This window comes from Clostridium sp. AF19-22AC (assembly GCF_003479085.1).
GTDB classification, from domain to species: Bacteria; Bacillota; Clostridia; order Lachnospirales; family Lachnospiraceae; genus Faecalicatena_A; species Faecalicatena_A orotica.
The window spans coordinates 21,422-44,554 of sequence record NZ_QUGN01000035.1; the positions used below are offsets into that span (position 1 = coordinate 21,422).

The following is a 23,133-nucleotide window of genomic DNA, read 5'->3' on the forward strand; positions in this document are numbered from 1 at the left end:
CTTTTTCTATGAAGAAAGTGCCGCCGCTATTTTCCCAGAAGCCTCCTGCACTCTTTTCATGACATCATTTACGTTTATTGTTTGTAAAACCCCATCTTTTACTACATGTCTTCCATCCACGAATACATCGGTCACGTCTCGTCCCGTCGCATTATAGACAAGTGCGGACGTTACCGTCTCCGGTGTCCCTGTAAGCATCGGCTGCATATGGGGAACCCTCGTCTCAATCAGGATAAAGTCGGCCTTTTTCCCTGCCTCGATGGTCCCGTAATCCTTCTCCAGACCGAAGCACTTAGCCCCGTTGATCGTTGCCATATCCAGAATGTCTGTCTTCTTAAGGCTGCGGATTCCCCCACTGATTGTGTGGAGCAGCGACATTCCTTTCATTTCACGGAAAATGTCGTTGGAATTATTCCACATCGCACCGTCCGTGCCCAGAGATACGCAGACACCCTGTCTTATCATTTCCGGAACAGGGGCAATGCCGTCCTGGATCTTCATCTCGCACAGCGGCGTATTCACTACCTTTGTATCCGTCCGGGCAAGCTGGCGCACCTCTTCCTTCGAGGCATATACAACATGGGAACCAATCAGCCCCTTGTTCAGAAGGTTATTCCTGTGCAGATAGTCAACTGCCGTGGTGTGGTATTTTTCCTCCACCATTTCCTGTCTCCATGTGTTTTCCGCCAGATGACAGGTAAGCAGAACTTTGTACTGCTTTTGGATCCCCTGAATCTTCCGCAGTCTTTCTGTGTCATAGTCTTCTTCTGAGACCCCGCCCAGAACGGGCACCAGACCATTTTCCCGGCACAGCCTGATAAAACCGGTGAGAAATTGTTCTGATACGAATTCATCCGGTCTCAGGAAATCTACCCGGACATCTTCCGCCAGAGCGCCTCGTATACCAACCTCCTTCATCGCGCGTACAGAATCTTCTCCAAGTCCCCAGTACATGTTCTCCATAATAAATGTCGTACCGGAGAGTAACGCTTCACAATATGTAAGCTGTCTGGACCAGAACCTGTCCTCGTCTGTGATCAGGGTATAAAACCATCCGGTATCAGCAAACTTCCTGTTCTGTTCGAGCAGAGTTAAGTCATCCCCGAGCCCTCGCGCCAGTGTCATGTCACCGTGGCAGTGCCCGTTGACAAGTCCGGGCATCAGGATTTTCCCCTCTGCATCGATCCATTCCTCACAGTCTTCCTTATTCAGTTGTCCTTCTGATACGGCTGCAATCCGTCCTTCTGACACGCCTACCGATCCGATGAACGGCTGATACCGGTTGTGTGCCGAGACGATAATTGCCCCGCTGATACCTGTTTGATATTTCATAACCCCACCTACTGTGCCATTCTATAGATTGCTTCCACATCATCGGCATTGAGGCTCTTAAGCCCTCCGATACTGCCAAATCTGCACGCATCCTCCGCCATTTTCCTGAACTTTTCATCGGTCTCAACCCCGATCTCTTTTAAGGTTACCGGAGCCCCCATAGAAAGGAAGAACTCTTTCAGCCTGCGGATGCCTTCCAGCGCCGTTTTTTCCTGATCGTAAAAATCAACCTCTACGTCAAATACCCTGTTTGCAAACTGCACAAACCGCGGAATATTTTCTTTGTACACATATTTTGCCCAGCACGGGAACAAAACAGAGAGCGTGGAGCCGTGCACCGCGTTGTACTGTGCGCTTAACTGCGCGCCTATCGTGTGTGTTGCCCAGTCCTGATTCCGCCCTGCCGCGAGCAGTCCGTTATGTGCCACAATTGCCGTCCACATGAACTCTGCCCTGGCATTGTAATCATCCATATTTTCCATCAGCGCCCTGGCATTTACCAGGATTGCCTTCATAACACCCTCGCACATATAGTCTGTCAGGTTTACATTGACCGAACTGGAGAAGTAACGTTCCAGTACATGGGAAAACATATCCACAATCCCAAAGACTGTCTGCCGCCTCGGTATCGTCAGCGTCAGGTCCGGATTCATCAGGGTAAATGCAGGTCTTAAGAAATCTGCCATAACATCGGCACTCTCACCCGTTTCCGGATTATTCAGAACACTTCCGTTGCTGCCTTCACTGCCTGTTGCCGGGAGTGTCATAACCGTGCCCACGGGAAGTGCTTCTGTCGGGACAGCTTTCTTACTGTAAAAATCCCATACATCACCGTCATATTTTGCACCAAGTGCTACTGCCTTTGCGGTGTCGATGACACTGCCCCCGCCTACTGCCAGTACACAGCCGATCTGGTGCTCCCTGCATAGCCCGATGCCTTCCCTGACAAGCCCGACCTTCGGGTTCGGCTCTACTCCGGGAAGTTCATAGCAGGTAACTTCCGCCGCTTTCAAAGCATCCATAATCCTTCCGTGAAGCCCTGATTTATACATATATCCGTCACCATAATGGACGAATAATACATTGTCTGATATCTTTCTGATTTCCTGTCCACAAAGCTGGTCTGCATCTTTGTCCAGGATAAACTTTGTCGGAGACATAAATTCAAAACTATCCATATCCTCTACCTTACCTTTCCATCTCTGTAACTGCCCCGCATTGTGATCAGTTACGAATCTCTTTCAGAAAAGAGGTTCCCGCCTGAAATTCGTATCCGAAATATTCAGAAACGGTTGCCGCAATATCCGAAAAGGTACTTCTTGTTCCTATGTCTGTTCCTTTTTTTAACTGTTTCCCATAAACAACGATCGGTATATACTCACGGGTATGGTCTGTTCCCGGAGTTGTGGGGTCGCACCCGTGGTCGGCAGTAATCAGGAGGATGTCTTCTTCATCCAGAAGGCTTAACATCTCAGGTACAAAGGTATCGAAATATTCAAGCGCCTCTGCATACCCCTGTGGGTCATTCCGGTGGCCGTACAGCATGTCAAAATCAACCAGATTCACAAATAAAAGTCCGTCAAATCCTGTTCTCAGATAAGACAGTGCCGCCTGGATGCCCTCTCTGTTATTCTTTGTATGGTTGATTTCTGTCAGTCCCCGCCTGTTGAAGATGTCCTCTATCTTGCCGACGCCGATTACGTCTTTCCCCTTTTCACTGAGCAGGTCCAGAACGGTATAACCGGGCGGGTCCACGGAAAAATCCTTCCGGTTCTCGGTACGGTAATAATTGCCGCTCTCCCCAGTAAATGGCCTGCAAATCACCCTGCTTACAGTGTCATCCCCTGTCAGAAGCTCCCTTGCCGTCTTGCAGATCTCATACTGCCGCTTAAGAGGAATGATACTCTCGTGCATGGCAATCTGCATCAGGCTGTCCGCGGACAGATAGACGATGGGATAGCCAGTCCTTACATGCTCGTCCCCCAGCACCTTTATGATCTCTGTCCCGGATGCCGGGTAATTCCCGATCACCTTTGTACCGATCCTGCGTTCCAGCTCTTCTATGATCCGCGGGGGAAAGGATTCACCGAACACTTTAAACGGTTTCTTCACCGTCAGCCCTGCGATCTCGAAATGCCCATTTGTCGTATCTTTGGCTTTCCCGAGCTCTGCTGCTTTCCCGAAACACCCTTCCGGTTCCCCGGCGGCCGCAAGGCCTGTGCCCTGAATATGAAATAACCCTAATTTCTTCAGGTTCGGAATATGTAAACCACCTCTGTATTCATCAACATGTTTCAGCGTGTTGGTTCCAGTATCCCCGAACTCATCAGCATCAGGAAGTTCTCCTACCCCGACGCTGTCCAGCACGATAATTGTAAACTTTGGCATGGCCCGTTTTCCTCCTATTCACCGGCTTCGTCAAGAAGTCCCGGTCCGTTGCCCTCTTCCCAGGCAAACACTTCCCACACATTCCCTTCAAAATCCTGAAAATAAGCCGCCCTGGAGCCAAAACCATATGTAGTCGGTTCCTTGATGCAGTTCACCCCGTTGCCAATCAGTTCCTGTGCAATATCATCTACATCCTGAAGTTTCGGGACTTTTACAGCCATCATAAAATGATGCCCTTCCCCATCTATATATGTATGGTCCACGACTTCACAGAGCCCTTTTTTATCCCAAAGTGTTACTGCCGTCCCGCAGAACTCAAACTCCGCATAGTTCGCATGCTCCGGGTCCGGCTGGAGCCGCTTTATTTTGAATCCGAACTTCTCCGTATAGAATTTAAGCGCTCCCTGAAAGTCTTTTACAAATAAACAGATATCATTTAATTTCGTTAACATTTCCAGCTTGCTCATATACCTGATGCACCTCCGTTATTCTTTTCCGAAATACAATACTCATCCAGCCAGATGCCAGTCCAAAGACGCAGTACAGCAGCACAATCCCGGCCGACTGCCATATCCTGATTCCTTCCACATAGCTGTTGATCCCGAAAAAAGCACCTGCACCAACAAAAAATACTGCCACATTGCTGATACACCAGGGTGCAAATTCGAAATACATCATAAATGGAACGACGATCAGCGCTACAACCGGTACTGTCAGGAGTTTCAAATCCGGGAGCACGGCCGGCATCCCGATCATGATGACCGCAAAAACGATTCCCAAAACATAGCCGCAGAACCCCTTCACGGCCCCTTTCACGCTGCTTCCCAGCAGAAAATATAGCGCCCACCCCTGAAAGGCGATAAAGACAAATCCGCTGTGTCCGCCCGGTACAAGGTGTGTGCCAATCAACTGGTCCACGAGCTGGAGCAGGAATGACTGGATTCCTACAAAAACGGCAAATATTAGATACTGGCTTTTCTTCATCTCTCCACCCATTCATCCTTAGTCCATAATAAGGAGGCACCCTGGCCTGACCATGATGTCTCCTTATCAGTCACAGCCTTTCATGGTAAGTTTCCGGCCATCTTTCCAGATATGCTATTTCTCACCATTTGCAGCATTCATGAATCTTCTCTGATATGTAATAATCTGCGGGGCAGATGTGTTCTGGGCCAGATAACTCGGTTCTGTTGTAATCACAATCCGGTCTGTCATATCCTTGAACTCATCCTCCGTCATCAGCTTGTCGAGTTCCGGATACATTCTGGAACCTTCGATACTGCAGATGATCAGTCTGGTATCATCCAGATTCGAATTCCTGAGCATTCTTAAGTTATGCCTTACACCATCCATGCCGTCAAACCCTTCATGCTCATTAATCTTCCTGTATTCCACAGTCTCCCTTGCTACCTTCTCAACCAGACGCAGGTCTGCATCCTGATCGTCTCTGGAGAGGAAGTCCCATTCGATCATAAAGCTGCGCAGTGCCTGCAGGAACCGGTCGTCATACGTTGTCTGGTATGCATTGAGCAGCCCGTTGATGTAAGTTGTAACCCCGAAGCGCTGGCGTACGAAGCTGTTGATGAAGTACGGCTTTGCCTGCAGCGCCATACCTGTCTGCCACGGTTCAAACATCAGCGTGTAATTCACACGGAATCCGTGTTCTTTCAGCTTCAGTGCAAGATTATGCCCGTAAAGGTAGTCCTTCGTCGTGCCCTGATTCCAGCGTGTGGACAGCTTTTTATTTCCGGTAAGCAGTTCCCCGACATTATCGGCATTAACAGGGCCTGTATGCGGAACTTTGATTACCATCCGGTAATCGGAGAACATCTCCCTGAATTCTTCCGCCTCCTCCAGAATCTGGCTGAAATCAGCAAACGGGTTATTCACCTCAACGCTGATATCGCAGCCGGGACCGAGTATGTTGGAAATTTCACCCATGACTTCATTTCTGGTCTTGAACTTATGACCGACGTTTGCCTTTGGATTATTGATGAACAGGTCATAAATAATACCCGGGTTACAGGTCAGGTTGCCGATCAGGTGCTTGATCGGTTCCACTTCATACGGGTTAGCCGTATCTGCCGAATAGATGAACTTGGTCGGCCTCTTTTTACCGTTCTTATCATACGATATATTTCTGACCAAATCTATTTCCATTATCTGGTTCTCTTTCATGTTGTACTCAATCTTGAAGCCTGCGGGAGTCTCTCCTTCCGGAACCTTGAATAAGTCGATGACATCCTTAAACCGTTCGCTGACACCGATGTAGCGGACTGTCTTCTGAAGAAATTCGTATTCTTCCAGGCTTATATTCTGATGGAGTGCTCTTCTAACATACCCCTCGTCACTTGATATGATCTGTGTCTCTCCGCCTACGAGAGACGCCAAACTGTAATTCACTGTCTGCATAATACCCTCCATTACTTCAGCTCTTCCAGATATCTGCTGTATTCTTCAACAAGCTTTCCTGCACTTCTTGTCCCTACCAGACTGACGCCCATGTGTTCAAACATATGGAGGGCCGCCGGCATGGTAAATGTTCTCGGCACACCTGATACCTTGATCTTTGTATCGCCGGAAAGATTATCCTTCATAATCTGTACCTGTTCCATCGTCGGGAATGCCTGTGAGCCTGTTGCAGTCTTTACATATGTAACGCCGCATTCACAGCAGATTCTTGTCAGCTCGGCAATCTCTTCGTCTGTCAGGAAACCGACTTCGAATATCAGCTTTGTATCGCAGCCCTCCCCGCAGATTCTTACAAATTCACTGATTTCATGGCGGACCAGCTCATAATTTTTATCTTTTACAGCTCCAATGTTTACAACCATGTCGCAGGCCGTACATCCAAGCTTTACCATCTCTTCCAGTTCAAACAATTTTGCTTTTGTGCACATCGCACCGTAAGGAAAACCAATGACTGCACTCGGTCCTACATCTGTTCCCTTTAACTCTTCCACGACAAGTTCTGCCCAGCAGGAATTCACATTTACTGCGTTTACATGATACTTCTTGGCAATATCACATGCCTTGATAATATCTTCCTTCTGTAAATTCGGTGCCAGATAAGCCAAATCCAAATGTTTTGCAAATTCATTCACTGTCAACATTGTAAATCCTCCTAATAATCCACTTTTCCTTGCTTTGTATATTGATGCGCATTTTCAATATATTGTTTGTTACAATGTCAATATACCACCCTGATTTTGTTTTGTCAATAACATTTGTTACTTTTATTTCATATTTTTCACATTTCTATTTGTTATAAATGTTTATATATTATCATTTGTTTGAATAATTTGCCTTATTTGTAACAAATCTGGAGAGAATTCCATCAAAAAAGAACAGCCGGAACAAGTCCGCTGTTCTTTCATTAAAACTATCAGTTATTCATATCATATTGCTTTGGTGCAGCCCCTCTAATCCACTCTCCTCTGCCTGCTCACTTCAAACATCAGCACTGTGGCCGCTACAGCCGCATTCAGTGACTCCACCTGTCCTGACATCGGGATACGCACCCATGCATCCGCGCATTCCGCCACTTCCTTACGCAGACCGTTTCCTTCATTTCCGATCAGAAATGCAGTCCCCTTTTGGTAATCCTCCTGATCATAAGCATTTTTCCCGTCCAGATGTGCCGCATAAACCCGTACACCGTGTTCTTTTACCGTTTCAATTCCCGCCATTACATCATCCAGATATAAAAACGGCATCCGGTAAATGGCCCCCATCGTGGAGCGGATCGTCTTTGGGTTATAAATGTCTACACAATCCCTGCTCATCAGGATTCCTGTCACACCTGCGGCTTCCGCCGTCCTGAATATGGTGCCTGCGTTTCCCGGGTCCTGAAGATTGTCCAGAACCAGAATGTGCGGGGATTTCTGTTTCAGGATCTCCTCCAGCGTGTAATCCATCTGCCGGATTACCGCCAGAATCCCCTGGGGCGTCTTCGTGTCGGATACATAATCAAATACCGTATCCGACAGAATTTCCGGCACAAACCCTTTTCCTTCCAGTTCTTTTTCATGCTTCTTCATATAAGACTCTGAGACATATACTTTACGCACCCGCTTCTGCGGCGCCTCCATGACCATTCTTGTCCCCTCGGCCAGAAATACTCCCGCCTGATTTCTCGCCTTGCTTTTTTTCTGCAGCTGCAGTAGTTCTTTTACCCTTTGGTTGCTTGTACTTGTAATCATATCTTTCTACCATTACTTTCTGGAATTATTCATTTTCTGCTCTTACTTCATAGAATGGAACTTCGACAAAACCGAGTTGGCCCCGATCACGATAATGATGCAGTCTGACGGAAGCGGCTCGTGAGGGTCAAACGTAACATCTACTTCTTCCCCCCGCATGATCCCGACGACATTCAGCCCGTAGCGCTCCCTTACCTTCAGATCGGCAAGTGATTTCCCGACCCATTTATCCGGGATCACAGTCTCTGCCATGCTGTATTCCGCGGACAGTTCAATCCAGTCCGTAAACGCGGTTGAGACCAGACTTTTCGCCACCCTGCTGCCCATGTCCCGCTCCGGATAGACGATCGCATCTGCCCCGATCTTTTCCAGAATCATGCCCTGAAGTTCGTCTCTGGCTTTTGCAAGAACGTAAGGAATGCCGATCTCCTTAGCCGCAATCGTCGCCATGATACTTGCTTCCAGACTTTCTGATACTGCCACGACAGCACCGTCCAGATTCTTACCTCCCAGAGACACGAGTGCCTCGGGGTCGGATACATCCGCCCTCATGGCATAAGATACCGAATCAGAGATTTCCTGCACCTTCTCATATGATTTATCTACCACAATCACGTCACAGCCCAGACTTTCCAGAGTCAGCGCAACGCTCCGCCCAAAGCTTCCCAGTCCAAATACCGCATATTGTTTCTTCATTCATCTTCTCCTTGCAACATCTTTGTTTGTCATTACCAGCCTATTAACCCAGCATAATCCGTTTTTCCGGAAGATCTCGTAACTGGGCACCAGTGTCTGCCCTGCCCGCGAAGACAAGGGCCATCGTGATGGGTCCAATCCTCCCGATATACATCAGCACCATCAGAACAGCCTGACTCGCCCGGCACAAATCCGGGGTAAGGTCGGCCGTCAGCCCCACGGTTGCCATCGCAGATGTTACCTCATACATGATCCTGAGGAAATCCACATGTGGCTCCAGAACGGTAACCAGTGTTACTCCTGACAGCCAGAATAAAAAAGTAAGCAGGATAATGGCGATACCTGAGCGGACAACAGAAGGCTCGATCTTCCTTCCGAAGCATTCCGTATCCCTCTTTCCCTTAATGACGCCGATGCATGTCAGAAGCAGCATCGCAACGGTCGTCGTCTTCACACCGCCTGCAGTTCCTGCCGGAGAACCGCCGACAAACATGAGGATACATGCCAGCAGTTTTGATCCCGGCGCCAGTCCGTCCTGAGAAATATTTGCAAAACCAGCAGTCCTTGTCGTAACGGACTGGAACCCGGCAGCCATCAGCTTCTGCCCCAGATTGAGTCCTGCCATTGTATCCGGATTATGATACTCCAGTACAAAAAATCCGACAAACCCGGCCGCCAGCAGAACAAGGGTCATCGTCAGCACGATCTTTGTCTGAAGCTTCAGGCGCGTAAACAGCCTTCTTGCCGGCTGCTTCTCCCATATCACTCTCTTCGTGTTTTTATAAATGTCATGCCAAACCGTGAATCCCAGCCCCCCGATGACAATTAGAAACATCGTCGTAAAACTGATGACCGGTGATTTTACATATTCCATATAACTGCTGTTTCCCAGAATGTCAATCCCGGCATTGCAGAACGCAGATACCGCATGGAAAATGGAATAGCAGATACCTTTTACCATACCGAATTCGGGAATGAATTTTATCGAATAGAGAATGGCACCGATCCCTTCCACGATGAAAGTTCCGCGCAGGATGCGGATAATAAACTTCACCAGGCCGCTCAGTGTGTCCAGATTGTAGGTCTGCTGGATCACAACGCGTTCCTTCAATGTAATCTTTTTCTTAATAATCAGGAAAAAGGCCATCATACATGCAATCACTCCCAGACCGCCGATCTGTATCAGTACCAGGAGTATTCCTTTTCCAAATACCGTGAACTGTACGGCCGGGGTGATTGTCACAAGTCCTGTCACGCAGACGGCAGAGACCGCCGTAAACAGCGCATCCGCAAATGCGATCGGCTGCCGGTTACTGACAGGGAGCCATAAAAGCAGTGCCCCCAGCAGGATAACGCCTAAAAAACCAACCGCAATCTTCTGCATCGTATTGAGGCTGATTTTCCTTAAACTTTTATTTTTCATGTCTTAACACCTTAAGTTTTATTATTCCGGATAAGCCGGTGTATTATGATATCAACTTTGGTTACCATTCTAACACAGGCGAACTGAAAAGGACAGCCCCGAAATCCTGATGACATCCCATTGTTATTACTTTACTTTTCTATTGTAATTGGAAATGATATAATAGATAAAACTTTGTTTACGAAATTTATTTCGCTTTTCTCTATGAAAGGATGTGATTTCAATGATTAGCATAACGGGATTCCACCGCTATAAACCTGATGAGGTCGAGAATCTTACAGTCCCTCTGTTCGTTAACAGTGCCGGACATTACCGGTTGGTCAAATTGAATTATTTAGAAACAACACGGCTAAACGGACGGTTAGACTATCAGATTCTTTATATGACCAAAGGTACCGGACATTTCCTGATTCATGGAAAATACCAGGCAGTAACTGCCGGGAATATTATCATATATTATCCGAATGAACCACAGTTTTACTACTACCGTCTGGAAGAACAGCCGGAAGTTTTCTGGATTCATTTTACCGGATATCATTGTGAATCTTTGCTGAAACACTATCAGCTTTGGGGGGAAACTACACTGTACATCGGCATTGACAGTACCCTGATCTCACTTTTTAACAGCATCATCCGCGAAATACAGCTGCAGGAGAATGATTTTTGCAGCATGAATACACTCATGCTGCAACAGCTCTGTCTCCTTTTGAACAGAGCCCGCGAAAAACAAAAGTCTCCCTATTACAACAGACATAATGATATTGCTTCTGCCGTCCTCTATATTCATGAAAACTATAAAGAACCCATTATCATACGGGAACTTGCCGAAAAATACCATATGACTTATAACTGGTTTATACGGTGTTTCAAAGATTTTACCGGTTCTTCACCACAGGCCTATCTCACAGATATGCGAATAGAACAGGCGAAGGATTTATTAAGTAATACATCTTTTCAAATTGCTGAAATTGCTGAGTTGGTAGGCTATTCAGACCCACTCTATTTCAGCCGCATCTTTAAAAAGAAAACCGGATATTCTCCAAACGAATATAAAAAAAATCAATGGGGTAAAGTATAACAATACTATACCTCATTGATCACGTGCCAAGGGCATATCAGGGAACAGAAAACTTGATCTCTTTATAATTGCCGCTATACTATTTTAATATGCCCAGCACAATGTACTGGATCACACAAAATATAATGAGTCCCCATGTATACTTGTCCATGCGGCAGGGCATTTCCTGAAGCAGCCCTTTCTGATCTTTGCCGCGCATGCGTATTTCTCTTCTGCATCCTAAAAGTGTATAGGCTTCTATATCATCTGTACTTCTGCATGGTTTTACAAGACTTGCCAGATACCCCGCCACCATCGTAATTGCAAGCCCCGTCACGTTGTACCAAAGATAGTTGACAGGATATACCCGTGCTATGGCTACTGTTCCCAATACTCCGGCCACAAATCCAATTGAAACGCCAAAATCATTTGCTTTTCTGGTTAGCATTCCCAACAGGAACATACCCAGAATCGCACCACACAAATAGGATATATAACTGCCCACAACAGCTAAGACAGATGCCGTTGTATTCATAAAACCAAATGTGGCAAACAGTACTGCCAGACCTGCCATAGCCAGTGTAAAATACCGGGATACCCCCATAGATACAGCCCTTCTGCCTTTCAGTACCCATTTTTCGTAAATATCTTTTATAAAGACTGTTGCCATTGAATTCAAAAGAGAGTCGACACTTGACATTGCTGCCGCAAAAATCCCCGCTATGATACAGCCCATCACCCCTGTTGGTATTTTCTCAGCTATAAACTGGATCATAACCTGATTGGTATTCTCAAAAGTCTTTCCCTGAAAAACAGAAAACATAATAAGTCCGATGATCATGAACAAAAAATACATTACATTCATCAGAATTCCGCTTGTAAGCAGTGAACGTTTCACCTCCGTTACCGATTTAGTTGAAAACAGTCTCTGTACCTGTGACTGATCCGATATATAATACTGCATCCACATGATACCGCCCCCTAAAAGGGTGACCCAGAATCCATTTTCAACTTTCGGATTTGCTGAGAAATCAAGCGCATTCAGCTTTCCGGCCTCCCGGGCAGTCTGAATGGTATCCATAAAACTAATATCCAGATTCTTAAACGCCAAAAATACAATTGCAAATAACCCGCCCCATACGATTACCATCTGGATTACATCTGTCCATATGACAGCTTTAATACCACCAAGCAGTGTATAAACTGTAGATACAATCACAATAATTACTAAAACCAGTTTAATGTCCCAGCCTGTCAGCTGGCTAATAATCAGGGAGGGGATATACACCATTGAACTGACCTGAATCAGGGCCGTCATTAAAAATCCCACTGCCCCGAGAGTTCTGCTAACAGCCCCAAACCGCTTTTGTAAATACTCATAGCATGACGTTATGCGGATATGGTATAAAAATGGAAGAAAACAGCTGCACGCCAGTGCCAGCACTAACGGAATACTTGCATTCTGCATAAAGGCCCGCAGACCGGACTGGTACGACCAGCCCGGCCCTCCGATAAGGCCGTTACCGCTAATTGTAGTGGCAGCTACCGACAGCGCTACCGGCAGCCATGCCATAGAGCGTCCTGCTATAAAGTAATCATCCTGTGTCACGTTACCTTTGCTCAGCCTTGCTCCCACAACAAGAAGTGCTCCCAAATAAACAACAACAATGATAAAATCGATAACTGACATTACTCTCTCCTCTCCTCTTTAGGGTGTTTCCGGTCAATCATCCTGAACAGGTATCCGTCTGCAGCTTTACAGAATGAAAGTTCCCCCTATATTGCAGCTGTCTGTGCCGCCTTTTCTTTTTTATCCAGAGATACCACGACAAAACCGAAAACAGCCGCAAGAACTGCTATAACCAACCCTGCAATTCGGTATACATTTGCAACACCTATAGAATCTACCAAGATACCTCCGACTACTCCCGCTACCGTATTTCCCACTCCTGCATACATTGCAACAGCGAATGTCTGGGCTGTGCTCGATAATTCCCTTTTTGTAATTCTGGCAATAAATGATACTGATGCCGGAAGAAATAACCCATAGGAAAGCCCCTGCAGGGCGGTCATCCAGATCAGTTGTGTTGGCGTTGTTGCAAATGAAGGGAGCAGTACTCTTAATATAAAGAAGCACATGGATATGAAAAGTAAATGTGAGTCCTTCATTTTCCGCAGAATGATCCCTGCCAGAAACAGAGCCGGCACTTCACTCAGTCCCAGAACAGACCATGCGTATCCGAGCTGTTCTGTACTGCCTCCCACCTGTGTCATTAATGTAGCAAGAAAACCATGTGCTGAGCGGAAGGCTACATATAAAAGAGTCGCTACGATCACGAATGCTATATATCCATAATTAGTTGCCAGCAATTTTAAATCAGTAAATTTCACTTTTTCTTTTACAACAGTATTATTAGTATCCTTCGGACCCAGACACCCCAGTGCCGCAATCACCATCATAGCAATAAACAGGATAAACATCCACTGAAATCCATGTTTATCAAAAAAACCTCCTACTATTGCTGATGTGGCTGCATACCCTAGAGATGCAATTCCCCGGGTAATACCATAATTCGTTGTCGGATTCACCTGCGCATCTAAAACCGTCCAGTTATCAATCAGGGGGTACACGGCCTGTATGACGAAAGATATTACCGTTGAAAAGAATAAAATCGCCATATAGCTGCTGCCTGTGAAATAGAAAATAGCTGCAAGCGCACTGCCTCCCAAAAGGCTGCCAATCATTACCTTTTTAATGGACCCTGATCTGTCGCAGATATACCCAAAGACCGGCTGCCCGATTATACTGGCCAGAGAATTTGCTGAAATAATAACTCCGAGCTGGGTATTAGAGCAGCCCAGACTCAGAATATAAGGACTCAGATACGCAAACAAAATACAGAAGCCGGCCCAATATGCTGTCTGGATAATCGTAAAGCTAATATTTTCTTTTGTAAAAAAACTCTTAATCTTCATATTACTTCCTCCTCAGCGTCTTAAAACATAAATTGAATTGATAATTTATTCTCTCATCCGATAACTGATACTCTTCCTTTAATTCCGGTCCACAGCTTTGTGAACCAATTCCACTCATTTTATAATCAAGACACAGAACCGTATGGTCAGCTTCCTGCAGTTCAAAATTATGTCTTTTTGAAGCCAGCTCCTCCTGTGTATAAGGAAGAACCTGCATAGAAAAAGTGTCCTTTGAAAATACCTCCATCTGATTTCCCAGATCATCAGACAATATCATCTCATATGTATGATAGTGACTTCCGTTTTCCTGAGGTTTGATGTAATCTTCATAAAGATCTTTAACGTCTCCACAAAAGCGCCCAAGTCTTGATGCCTGATGTTTATCACAATAGGATTCCCAAGGTCCATAACCAAGATAAGACACTTTTGTGAATTCCTTCGGCATGAACATGCGGATACCAAATCTGGGAAGATAGGGCATGTTCATATTACGTTTTGCCCTGATATTCACAGTTATTGCCCCTCCGGCATAAATCAGCCATTCAGCTTCTGCCTCCAGGCATGGCTGTATATGCGCCGCTGCCAAATCCAGGGATACCCAGATGCGGACTGACTCTTCTAATTGTTCTGCCTTCGTTTCCTTTACACATACCTGAACCCTGTCATATCCTGCTTTTTGCCATTCCAGTTTCGCAAGCCGGTCATTATCTGTAGGTGCTCGCCAAATATTGTACTGGACGGGTTCCATCGTATAGATACACCCATCGCAAATGATTCGGTCAAACGCCCCTGCATATCTATCAAACCGGTATGTAAAGTCACTGCCTTTTATATGAATGAAACGTCCCTGTTCTTCTTTCCCTATGCCGCCCTGTACTTCCGGACTCCTCTCTTGTGCTTCACCGCGCAGAATAAACTGGTCAAATCCGACCACAGTATCCTTCTCAATAAAATATTCTTTTTTCAGCGTCCGGTACTCTAAATTCAATGTGCATATACCTGATGAAGGAACAGTGTAATCAAACAGATAATTCTTTTTAGTATGGGCCGGATGATGTTCCGGATATAAATCTTTCCCATATACAACAGCGCCGTCCTGCTCAACAGTATAATGGATGTAAAGTCTTTCCTCGAGAGCGGTAAAATCCATTTTATTCTCGATTTCGATTTCACCGTTATCTTGATTAAGGAGGACTGCCCTGACCGGCCGCAGAACATTCTGATATTCTTTCAGCCCCGTATGGGGTGTTCTATCCGGATAAACCAATCCGTCCATACAGAAATTATCATCATGGAGTTCCTCTTTAAAATCCCCGCCATAAAAATATCTGGCTTTGCCGTTATCAGCTTTTCCCATAAAGATGCCGTGGTCACACCATTCCCACACAAAGCCTCCGAATACCCTTGGGCTGTTTTCAAAAATCCTTTGATAATCTTCCAAATCACCGGGTCCATTTCCCATAGCATGTGCATATTCAATTAACATGTACGGTTTTTTTGATTCCGGGTTATTCAAATAGTTTTCTATTTCTGCTGTTGAATCATACATTTTTGTATATAGGTCAAGCATGGATATATCGTTTTTATGTCCGCCTGTCTCCCATATGCTGCCTTCATACTGCAGCAGTCTGTCAGGATCAAATGATTTTACCCAACGCCCTGCTGCTTCCATACTCTCCCCATACCCGGATTCATTTCCCAGGGACCAGATGATAACACTTGTACGGTTCTTATCCCTGTGGATACAACGTCTGACCCTGTCCTGCACCGCCTCATAGAATATAGGATTCTGTACAACATCACCATAGGTTTTTTCACAGGACCCTCCGTAGAATTCCGCTGATCCATGCGCTTCCAGATCGGCCTCATCCAATACATAAAAGCCAAGTTCATCACACATTTCCATAAGCCACGGTGAACTCGGATAATGGCTGGTCCGTATAGCATTTATGTTATGCTGTTTCATTAAAGCCAAATCCTTCAGGGCTTGTTCTCTGTTCATGACAAATCCGGTCACAGGATCAGAATCATGATGGTTTACACCACGCATTTTAACAGGGACTTTATTCAGATACACAACAGAGTCAATTACCTCTATTTTTCTAAATCCAAATTTATGAATAATCTGTTCTTCTCCCGTATCCAGGGTCAGCTGATACAATCTGGGCTGTTCTGCATTCCACAGAATCGGATTTACAATTGAAAACTTCAGATTACCTTTGTTTGTCTCACCTTTTTCCAGTACTTTTTGTTCAGGAGTTTCAAGTACCGCCATAATTGTCATGTTATTATCCGTATTTTCAAATTCTACTTCGACCACGCCTTTATCCAAACCATTTTCTAATCTTGCATGTACGAAGAAATCACGTATATGTTTCTGAGGCCTTTCCAGCAAATATACGTCTCTGAAAATACCGGACATCCTAAACTTATCCTGATCCTCTAAATAACTGCCGTCACACCATTTTAAAACAAGAACTGCCAGCGTATTCTCCCCTGCCGTTACCAAATCTGTAATTTCAAATTCGCTGGTCGAATGTGAAACCTGACTGTATCCTGCAAACTGGCCATTTATCCATACATAAAAACAGGAATCAACTCCTTCAAAATTCAGATACTGTCTCTTCTCCACAGAATTCCCTTTTAGAAAAAATGTATGTATGTAGGCCCCACATGGATTTCGTCCAGGTACATACGGAGGGCGGTATGGAAACGGGTAGTAATTACATACATATTGATGTGTATCAAACCCATAATTCTGCCAGCATCCCGGAACAGGTATGGTATGCCAGTCATCTGCCTGAAATCCCTTTTTATAAAACCCCTCCGGAATCCCATCTGGATCATCACTGTAGTAAAACCTCCAGTCACCATTCAGCAGTACTTTTGAGACTGACTTATCTCTTTGCGGAATATAATAAGACCTTTCTTTCGTTGTTCCCACATGCAGCACTTCAGGATCTTCATAATAATTTTCTAACTTCATTTTCTCCTCCTTCGTGTTTCGTTAGACAGATTATAGCAACTTTACTTTGGCTGATTCTATAGAGAAAGTTTCATTTTATATGGACAAAATCACACTTTCGCTTATTTTCATATTTCTAAAAACAAAAAAATCACCTGATCCTTTAAAGATTCAGGTGATATCCGTAAAGCAGTAAGCTGAATGGAAATAGAGAATTTAAACAGGGGAACCCATGACTTTCATAAGTCATAGGTTCCCCTGTTAAGAAATCAGATCTATGTCTTACCAGGCTCAAAAAACTCGCCAAGTGCGGGTATTACACCTTGAAGCGGTATCCTACACCCCAGATTGTCTCAATATACTGTGGGTGTGAGGTGTCATATTCAATCTTCTCACGGATTTTTTTAATATGCACGGTCACAGTGGCAATATCCCCGATAGATTCCATATCCCAGATCTGCTGGAATAGTTCTTCCTTCGTGTATACATGGTTCGGGTGCCCGGCCAGGAATGTCAGAAGGTCGAATTCTTTTGTTGTAAAGGACCTTTCCTCTCCGTTGACCCAGACACGTCTCGCGGTTGTGTCAATCTTCAGTCCCCTGATCTCAATGATCTCATTCTCTTCCACATTGCTTCCTATCAGACGCTCGTAGCGTGCCAGATGTGCCTTCACACGGGCCACAAGCTCACTCGGGCTGAAAGGCTTTGTCATATAATCATCTGCACCAAGTCCCAGACCCCTGATCTTGTCGATGTCATCTTTCTTCGCTGATACCATAATGATCGGCGTATTCTTCTGGTCACGGACCTGCCTGCAGATCTCAAATCCATCTACCCCCGGGAGCATAAGGTCTAGTATAATCAGATCAAAATCCTCCTCCAGCGCCTTTTTCATTCCAATCTCACCATCATTTGCTACAGAAACCTCGAAGTCACTCAGTTCCAGATAGTCCTTCTCCAGATCTGCAATACTTTCTTCATCCTCAATAATCAAAATCTTCTTACTCATCCACCGGTACCTCCTGATATTTTCTTATTACAAAATACATTGTTGTTCCAGCCCCATCCTCACTGGTCGCCCAAATCTTACCGCCATGTTCTTCCACAATCTTCTTGACGATGGAAAGTCCGATACCACTTCCGCCTTTCGAAGAGTTTCTTGAAGCATCCGTCCGGTAAAACCTGTCGAATATATACGGTAAATCCTTCGGGGCGATCCCTTTGCCGTTATCTCCAAGCTCAATCTGGATAAAATCCCCTACATCCTTTAAATTCATAAAAATCTTTCCCTTCGGCTTGTCCATATATTTCAGGGAGTTATTAACAATATTGTTAATTACCCGCCGAAGCTGTTCCGGATCTACAATCACCTTAAAGTCCGTTTCCACATAATTGCGGTACGTAAACTCCACACCCTTCGCTTCCAGTTCCAGCGACAAATCCTCTGCACAGTCGCCAAAATACTGTTTGGCTGAGCAGGTCGTAAAATTATAAGGAATACGGTTCGTGTCGATCTTGGAATAGAGCGTCAGCTCATTGATAAGCAGATCCATCTCATTAGCCTTATTGTATATTGTTTTGATGTATCTGTCCATCTTTTCCGGCGTATCCGCAACACCATCCATGATTCCCTCCACATAACCTTTAATCGCCGTAATCGGTGTTTTTAAATCATGGGAGATATTACTGATCAGTTCCTTATTCTCTCTATCATACGCAACTTTTTCTTCCGCATTCGCCTTCAGCCGGAGACGCATCTCCTCGAAATCCCGGCAGAGCATGCCGATCTCATCGTCCGTCTCACTCTTAATCTCAAAATCCAGATTCCCTTCCTTAATATTACGGGTTGCGATCTGCAGTCTCGAGAGCGGCAGGGAAACCGTCCTGTAGATCCAGTAAATCAAAAGTGCCGCAGTCAGGAATACAACCAGCAGATACAGCTGCTGGATCTCCCCCAGCTCGCCCGCCCCCTTCGGCGCAAACGTATACATCGCAATAATCGCAAAGATAGTAGGAAGAATCATAACCGTCATAAACGCGAGAATCAATTTCGTCTTAAGCTTCATATTGTCACCTCTTCTGCAAAGGGGTCAGACCCTTTTGCGCTCCGTTTTCAGAATATTCTTAAAATTATGCTGCCTGTTTTTCTTCGGTACGCCCCGCCGCCCTCATGTTTACCGGATTTTTGTTATATCCGGCCCATATAGTTATATATGAAAAAGACAGACACTTTCCGGTGCCTGTCCCCTTCTTTTTTAACGCACCTAATACTGTTATATTACAGATATTTTCTCAATGCGTCAACTTTATCTAGCTTTTCCCAAGGTAAATTTAAGTCATTACGGCCAAAATGTCCATATGCTGCTGTCTGTTTGTAGATCGGTCTGCGAAGGTCAAGCATTTTGATGATTCCGGCCGGACGCAGGTCGAAGTTCTCGCGGATGATTTCGTTCAGCTTCTCCTCGGATACATTTCCTGTTCCGAATGTATCTACGTTGATAGAAGTCGGCTGTGCAACACCGATTGCATAGGATAACTGGATCTCGCATTTCTTTGCAAGGCCCGCCGCTACAATGTTCTTTGCTGCGTAACGAGCTGCATATGCCGCGGAGCGGTCTACTTTTGTACAGTCTTTTCCGGAGAAAGCCCCGCCGCCGTGGCGTGCCATTCCGCCGTAAGTATCTACGATGATCTTTCTTCCTGTCAGGCCGCTGTCCCCGTGAGGTCCTCCGATGACAAAGCGCCCTGTCGGGTTAATGAAGAACTTTGTGTTCTCATCAATCATTTCTGACGGAAGAATCGCATCAAATACGTATTTCCTGATATCTTCGTGGATCTGTTCCTGTGTAACCTCCGGGTCATGCTGTGTGGATAATACAACTGCTTCCAGTCTCGCGGGAACGCCGTTCTCGTCATATTCTACCGTTACCTGGGTCTTCCCGTCGGGGCGCAGGTACGGAAGTGTTCCATCTTTCCTGATCTCTGTCAGCCTTCTGGCAAGCTTGTGGGCCATAGCGATCGGGTATGGCATATATTCCTCTGTCTCATCTGTTGCATATCCGAACATCATTCCCTGGTCTCCCGCTCCGATTGCCTCAATCTCGTCGTCGGACATCTTATTTTCTTTTGCTTCGAGAGCCTTGTCAACCCCGAGTGCAATATCTGCTGACTGCTCGTCAATCGCAGTGATTACGCCGCATGTATCCGCGTCAAAGCCGAATTTCCCCCTTGTATATCCAATCTCACGTACGGTATCACGTACCAGCTTCTGGATGTCCACATACGCATTCGTCGTGATTTCTCCCATAACCATGACAAGGCCTGTTGTTGTGCATGTCTCACACGCCACACGGCTCATCGGGTCTTCCTTGAGAAGCGCATCCAAAATAGCATCGGATATCTGGTCACACATTTTATCCGGATGTCCTTCTGTTACTGATTCTGATGTAAATAATAATTTTTCCATGTCATTTCTCCCTTCTGAAATGTCCGGACCGTCCGCGGTTCTTTTCGTATAATAAACCGCCAGTACGTCCGAATCAGCTCTTTCTCTCTGGGACTGCCTGCCTTGTTCACAAAAAATTTCCTCTATAAACAAAGAAAACAGCCCACAAGAAGCGGACTGTTTATATCTCATAAATCAATCCTCTTATTGTTCGATTACTCGCTCAGGTTGGCACCTTCCGTGTTAGGGGTTGCCGCGGCTTCACAGGTCCTTTGTACCTCCACCGCTCTGAATAAGAGAAAGCTTGCTTTGTTAAGTTGTTAAGTACAATAGGAACTTTACACCGTATTATGAAAAATGTCAATATACATCTTTCAATTTTTGTATCCTTCCATTAATCTCCTGATTACGTTTTTGAAATTCTTATGAAAGCAGCTCTTCCAACTCCAGCTCACAGGCCGGAATAACCGGAAGCGGATTCTCCGTATGCTCACCCAGCATTTTTTCCATCCATACCATATCGTACCAGACACCCAGTTTATAGCCGCATTTATGAAAATGTGCGACCGTTTTGTACCCGAGCTTCTCGTGAAACGCAATGCTTTCCGGATGGGGATAGGCGATACAGGCATTCAGATTCAGAATATGCTGTGCTTTCAAAACCTCTTCCAGCTTCTCATAGAGTTTTCTTCCTATTCCCCTGCCTTTCAGCTCACGGCCGACATAGACCGTCGTTTCGACAGACCAGTCATAAGCATCTCTGTCTTTAAACTGGGAAACATAGCAGTATCCGGCGATTTTTCCGTCAGCCACCGCCACCAGATAAGGATACTTTTGCATTATACGGACCATGCGGGCCCTGAATTCCTCCAGAGTCGGCGGCTCATATTCAAATGTGATAGCCGTATCCGTCACATACGGGATATAAATATTAAGGAGGGCTTCTGCATCACGCTGATCAGCCGCCCTGATTATAATCTCTTCTTTATTCATCTTTCTTTTCCACCTCTTTGAATACCCCTTTATCGTTCAGCTCTGCATTGGGGGACAAACCGTTGAAAAACTCATAGAATTCGGCCTGCTCGTCCTTATCTTTAATATACTGGGTTGTATACTCCGTCTGCAGACAGGGCACGAAGGACATTCCTTTCAATCCCTTATCATTAATATCCAGCTTCAAAAGGCCGGTATATTTTGTCTCATCATTAAACCAGAAATCCCCCATGCTGTAAATAACAGGCTTTCCGTCTATGTATTCCATCCCCTGAAGCACATGGGGATGTCCTCCGACTACAATGTCGGCCCCGGCGTCCAGAAATTCTTTTCCCATATCGTGCTGATACTGTTCGTAAACATTCGTGTCTTCGGGTCCCCAGTGGATATATGCAATCAAATAATCACACTGTCCAGCTGCATCCTGAATGACCCGGTTATATTCCGCCGTATCATAAGCCTCCAGAACCCCCGGAGAGTCTTCTTCTGCCGCAGGGGTGTAATACACCACTTCCGCATTCGTCGCCGCGACAAAACCGATTTTCACACCGTTTACCACATAATAAACCGGCCGCTTCGCCTCCCCGATATTCCTCCCGCCGCCGACATAAGGGATCTTGGCCTCATCCAGAAGGTCCAGCGTATCTAAAAGGGCATCTTCGCCATAATCGTAAACATGGTTATTGGCCAGAGATACGAGATCCGTCCCCATCTCCTCAAGAAGGGCCATCCGCTCAGGTTTTGCACGGAACGTGTACAGCTTCCCCTCCAGAGCCTCCCCTCTTTCACTGATACAGTACTCATGGTTCAGATAAAAAACATCCGCATCATTTGTTATTTTCAATATTTCGGGAGAAATGCATTTCGACAGGTCATTTACCGTGTCATAGTGATCCAGCACAAATCCATCCTCTGCAAAACAGATATCCCCTGCAACAACCACTTCCGCAGCCTTACCGGAACTTCCTTTTTTCATGTAAATCCCATGCTTCTTTGCAGTTTTTGCGTCATCAAGCCAGCCTTTATAGCGGTCATTAACGACATGCATCGTTTCTCCAACCGCGGCATAAATATCTTCACCGGAAATCTTTCCATCCTGTGCAGCCTTCAAAACTGCATCCTTTTTTTCCGGATAAGCCTCCATGAACCAGTCGGAAAAAGAGCCTTTTTCCCCTTTCCCGGTAGCAGACGAAGCCTCCACCGCACCATCCAGCGTCTTAACAAATGTATCGTAGCAAGCCTGCACCGCTTCTTTTCCCGCAGCCAGCTGCTTTTTCGACGAATGCCGCTTCACTCCCGCAATACATAAACTGATTATCACTATCAGAATCAGCACGGCTCCCCCAATGACCATCAGCATCCTCTGACGCACCTGTTTTCTACGCTTCTCAATCCGCTGTCTGCGGACCTCTGCATCGTATCTGTCGTTCCCCATATTTACAGCCTCCTCATTTGCAAATCCAAACCATATATACAAAACCATTGCATACCACGGAATAAAAGTCAAGACCTTCTCCTGATAATTTACTCAGGAATTTTTCTCCTGTTATATACCTTATTTGGGAATGTGCATCCCGCCCGGAGGACTTTTTACTTCGCATGATGCATTTTCTTCGTAATCACGACCACCGGCTTAGCCGGTGGTTTGCTTTGACC

Annotated in this window: 19 protein-coding genes and 1 riboswitch; of the genes, 1 reads left to right on the forward strand and 18 read right to left on the reverse strand. The window is 45.7% G+C overall.

Annotation, left to right across the window (positions count from 1 at the left end; genetic code table 11):
- Positions 1 to 6: 6 nt before the first annotated feature.
- The 10 genes from DWX43_RS25090 to DWX43_RS25135 all read right to left on the reverse strand — a co-directional run bounded on the left by DWX43_RS25090 (position 7) and on the right by DWX43_RS25135 (position 10,041).
- The gene (locus DWX43_RS25090) at positions 7 to 1,332 is read right to left on the reverse strand and encodes an amidohydrolase family protein (protein ID WP_118622641.1); all 1,326 of its coding nucleotides are present in this window, start codon (positions 1,330 to 1,332) and stop codon (positions 7 to 9) included.
- Between the two features lie 8 nt (positions 1,333 to 1,340).
- Positions 1,341 to 2,510, reverse strand: a complete 1,170-nt coding sequence (locus DWX43_RS25095) for an iron-containing alcohol dehydrogenase (RefSeq protein WP_118622643.1) — start codon at positions 2,508 to 2,510, stop codon at positions 1,341 to 1,343.
- Between the two features lie 46 nt (positions 2,511 to 2,556).
- Complete coding sequence (locus DWX43_RS25100) at positions 2,557 to 3,720, reverse strand: phosphopentomutase (RefSeq protein ID WP_118622645.1); 1,164 nt, start codon at positions 3,718 to 3,720, stop codon at positions 2,557 to 2,559.
- A 14-nt stretch (positions 3,721 to 3,734) separates the two neighbouring features.
- Positions 3,735 to 4,172: a VOC family protein gene (locus DWX43_RS25105; protein ID WP_243099469.1), complete on the reverse strand. Its 438-nt coding sequence runs from the start codon at positions 4,170 to 4,172 to the stop codon at positions 3,735 to 3,737.
- Entirely contained in the window at positions 4,153 to 4,716 is a 564-nt protein-coding gene (locus tag DWX43_RS25110) for a DUF1097 domain-containing protein (RefSeq protein WP_109732456.1), read from the reverse strand. The genes DWX43_RS25105 and DWX43_RS25110 overlap by 20 nt, the downstream gene beginning before the upstream one ends.
- A 102-nt stretch (positions 4,717 to 4,818) precedes the next feature.
- A complete protein-coding gene (locus DWX43_RS25115; RefSeq protein ID WP_109732588.1) occupies positions 4,819 to 6,132 on the reverse strand; it encodes a transaldolase family protein in 1,314 nt (437 codons plus the stop codon).
- An 11-nt stretch (positions 6,133 to 6,143) separates the two neighbouring features.
- Positions 6,144 to 6,833, reverse strand: a complete 690-nt coding sequence (gene deoC, locus DWX43_RS25120; RefSeq protein ID WP_118622647.1) for a deoxyribose-phosphate aldolase — start codon at positions 6,831 to 6,833, stop codon at positions 6,144 to 6,146.
- Positions 6,834 to 7,142: 309 nt separating this feature from the next.
- Positions 7,143 to 7,922: an RNA methyltransferase gene (locus DWX43_RS25125; protein ID WP_118622649.1), complete on the reverse strand. Its 780-nt coding sequence runs from the start codon at positions 7,920 to 7,922 to the stop codon at positions 7,143 to 7,145.
- 42 nt (positions 7,923 to 7,964) lie between these two features.
- Positions 7,965 to 8,618: a TrkA family potassium uptake protein gene (locus DWX43_RS25130; RefSeq protein ID WP_109732459.1), complete on the reverse strand. Its 654-nt coding sequence runs from the start codon at positions 8,616 to 8,618 to the stop codon at positions 7,965 to 7,967.
- Between the two features lie 43 nt (positions 8,619 to 8,661).
- On the reverse strand, positions 8,662 to 10,041 hold the full coding sequence (locus DWX43_RS25135; protein ID WP_109732460.1) for a potassium transporter TrkG: 1,380 nt from the start codon (positions 10,039 to 10,041) through the stop codon (positions 8,662 to 8,664).
- Between the two features lie 223 nt (positions 10,042 to 10,264).
- Here DWX43_RS25135 and DWX43_RS25140 point away from each other — a divergent pair, with 223 nt between their 5' ends.
- On the forward strand, positions 10,265 to 11,119 hold the full coding sequence (locus tag DWX43_RS25140) for an AraC family transcriptional regulator (RefSeq protein WP_118622651.1): 855 nt from the start codon (positions 10,265 to 10,267) through the stop codon (positions 11,117 to 11,119).
- Positions 11,120 to 11,198: 79 nt separating this feature from the next.
- On the opposite strand, the gene DWX43_RS25145 is transcribed toward DWX43_RS25140, so the two are convergent.
- The 8 genes from DWX43_RS25145 to DWX43_RS25180 all read right to left on the reverse strand — a co-directional run bounded on the left by DWX43_RS25145 (position 11,199) and on the right by DWX43_RS25180 (position 22,912).
- Complete coding sequence (locus DWX43_RS25145; RefSeq protein WP_118622653.1) at positions 11,199 to 12,788, reverse strand: sodium/solute symporter; 1,590 nt, start codon at positions 12,786 to 12,788, stop codon at positions 11,199 to 11,201.
- Positions 12,789 to 12,874: 86 nt separating this feature from the next.
- Positions 12,875 to 14,074 (reverse strand): MFS transporter, encoded by a 1,200-nt coding sequence (locus DWX43_RS25150; RefSeq protein WP_118622655.1) that lies wholly within the window; start codon positions 14,072 to 14,074, stop codon positions 12,875 to 12,877.
- 1 nt (position 14,075) lies between these two features.
- A complete protein-coding gene (locus DWX43_RS25155) occupies positions 14,076 to 17,060 on the reverse strand; it encodes a glycoside hydrolase family 2 TIM barrel-domain containing protein (protein ID WP_118622657.1) in 2,985 nt (994 codons plus the stop codon).
- A gap of 295 nt (positions 17,061 to 17,355) precedes the next feature.
- Entirely contained in the window at positions 17,356 to 18,048 is a 693-nt protein-coding gene (locus tag DWX43_RS25160) for a response regulator transcription factor (RefSeq protein WP_109732461.1), read from the reverse strand.
- Positions 18,041 to 19,105 carry a HAMP domain-containing sensor histidine kinase gene (locus DWX43_RS25165; protein ID WP_109732462.1) on the reverse strand — a complete coding sequence of 355 codons (1,065 nt, stop codon included), beginning with the start codon at positions 19,103 to 19,105 and terminating at the stop codon, positions 18,041 to 18,043. Before DWX43_RS25165 ends, DWX43_RS25160 begins: the two co-directional genes overlap by 8 nt.
- 212 nt (positions 19,106 to 19,317) lie before the next feature.
- Positions 19,318 to 20,505 (reverse strand): methionine adenosyltransferase, encoded by a 1,188-nt coding sequence (gene metK, locus DWX43_RS25170; protein ID WP_118622663.1) that lies wholly within the window; start codon positions 20,503 to 20,505, stop codon positions 19,318 to 19,320.
- 180 nt (positions 20,506 to 20,685) lie between these two features.
- Positions 20,686 to 20,783: riboswitch (SAM riboswitch) on the reverse strand.
- 124 nt (positions 20,784 to 20,907) lie between these two features.
- A complete protein-coding gene (locus DWX43_RS25175; RefSeq protein WP_118622659.1) occupies positions 20,908 to 21,477 on the reverse strand; it encodes a GNAT family N-acetyltransferase in 570 nt (189 codons plus the stop codon).
- Positions 21,470 to 22,912 (reverse strand): CapA family protein, encoded by a 1,443-nt coding sequence (locus tag DWX43_RS25180; protein WP_243099471.1) that lies wholly within the window; start codon positions 22,910 to 22,912, stop codon positions 21,470 to 21,472. Before DWX43_RS25180 ends, DWX43_RS25175 begins: the two co-directional genes overlap by 8 nt.
- Positions 22,913 to 23,133 lie beyond the last annotated feature (221 nt).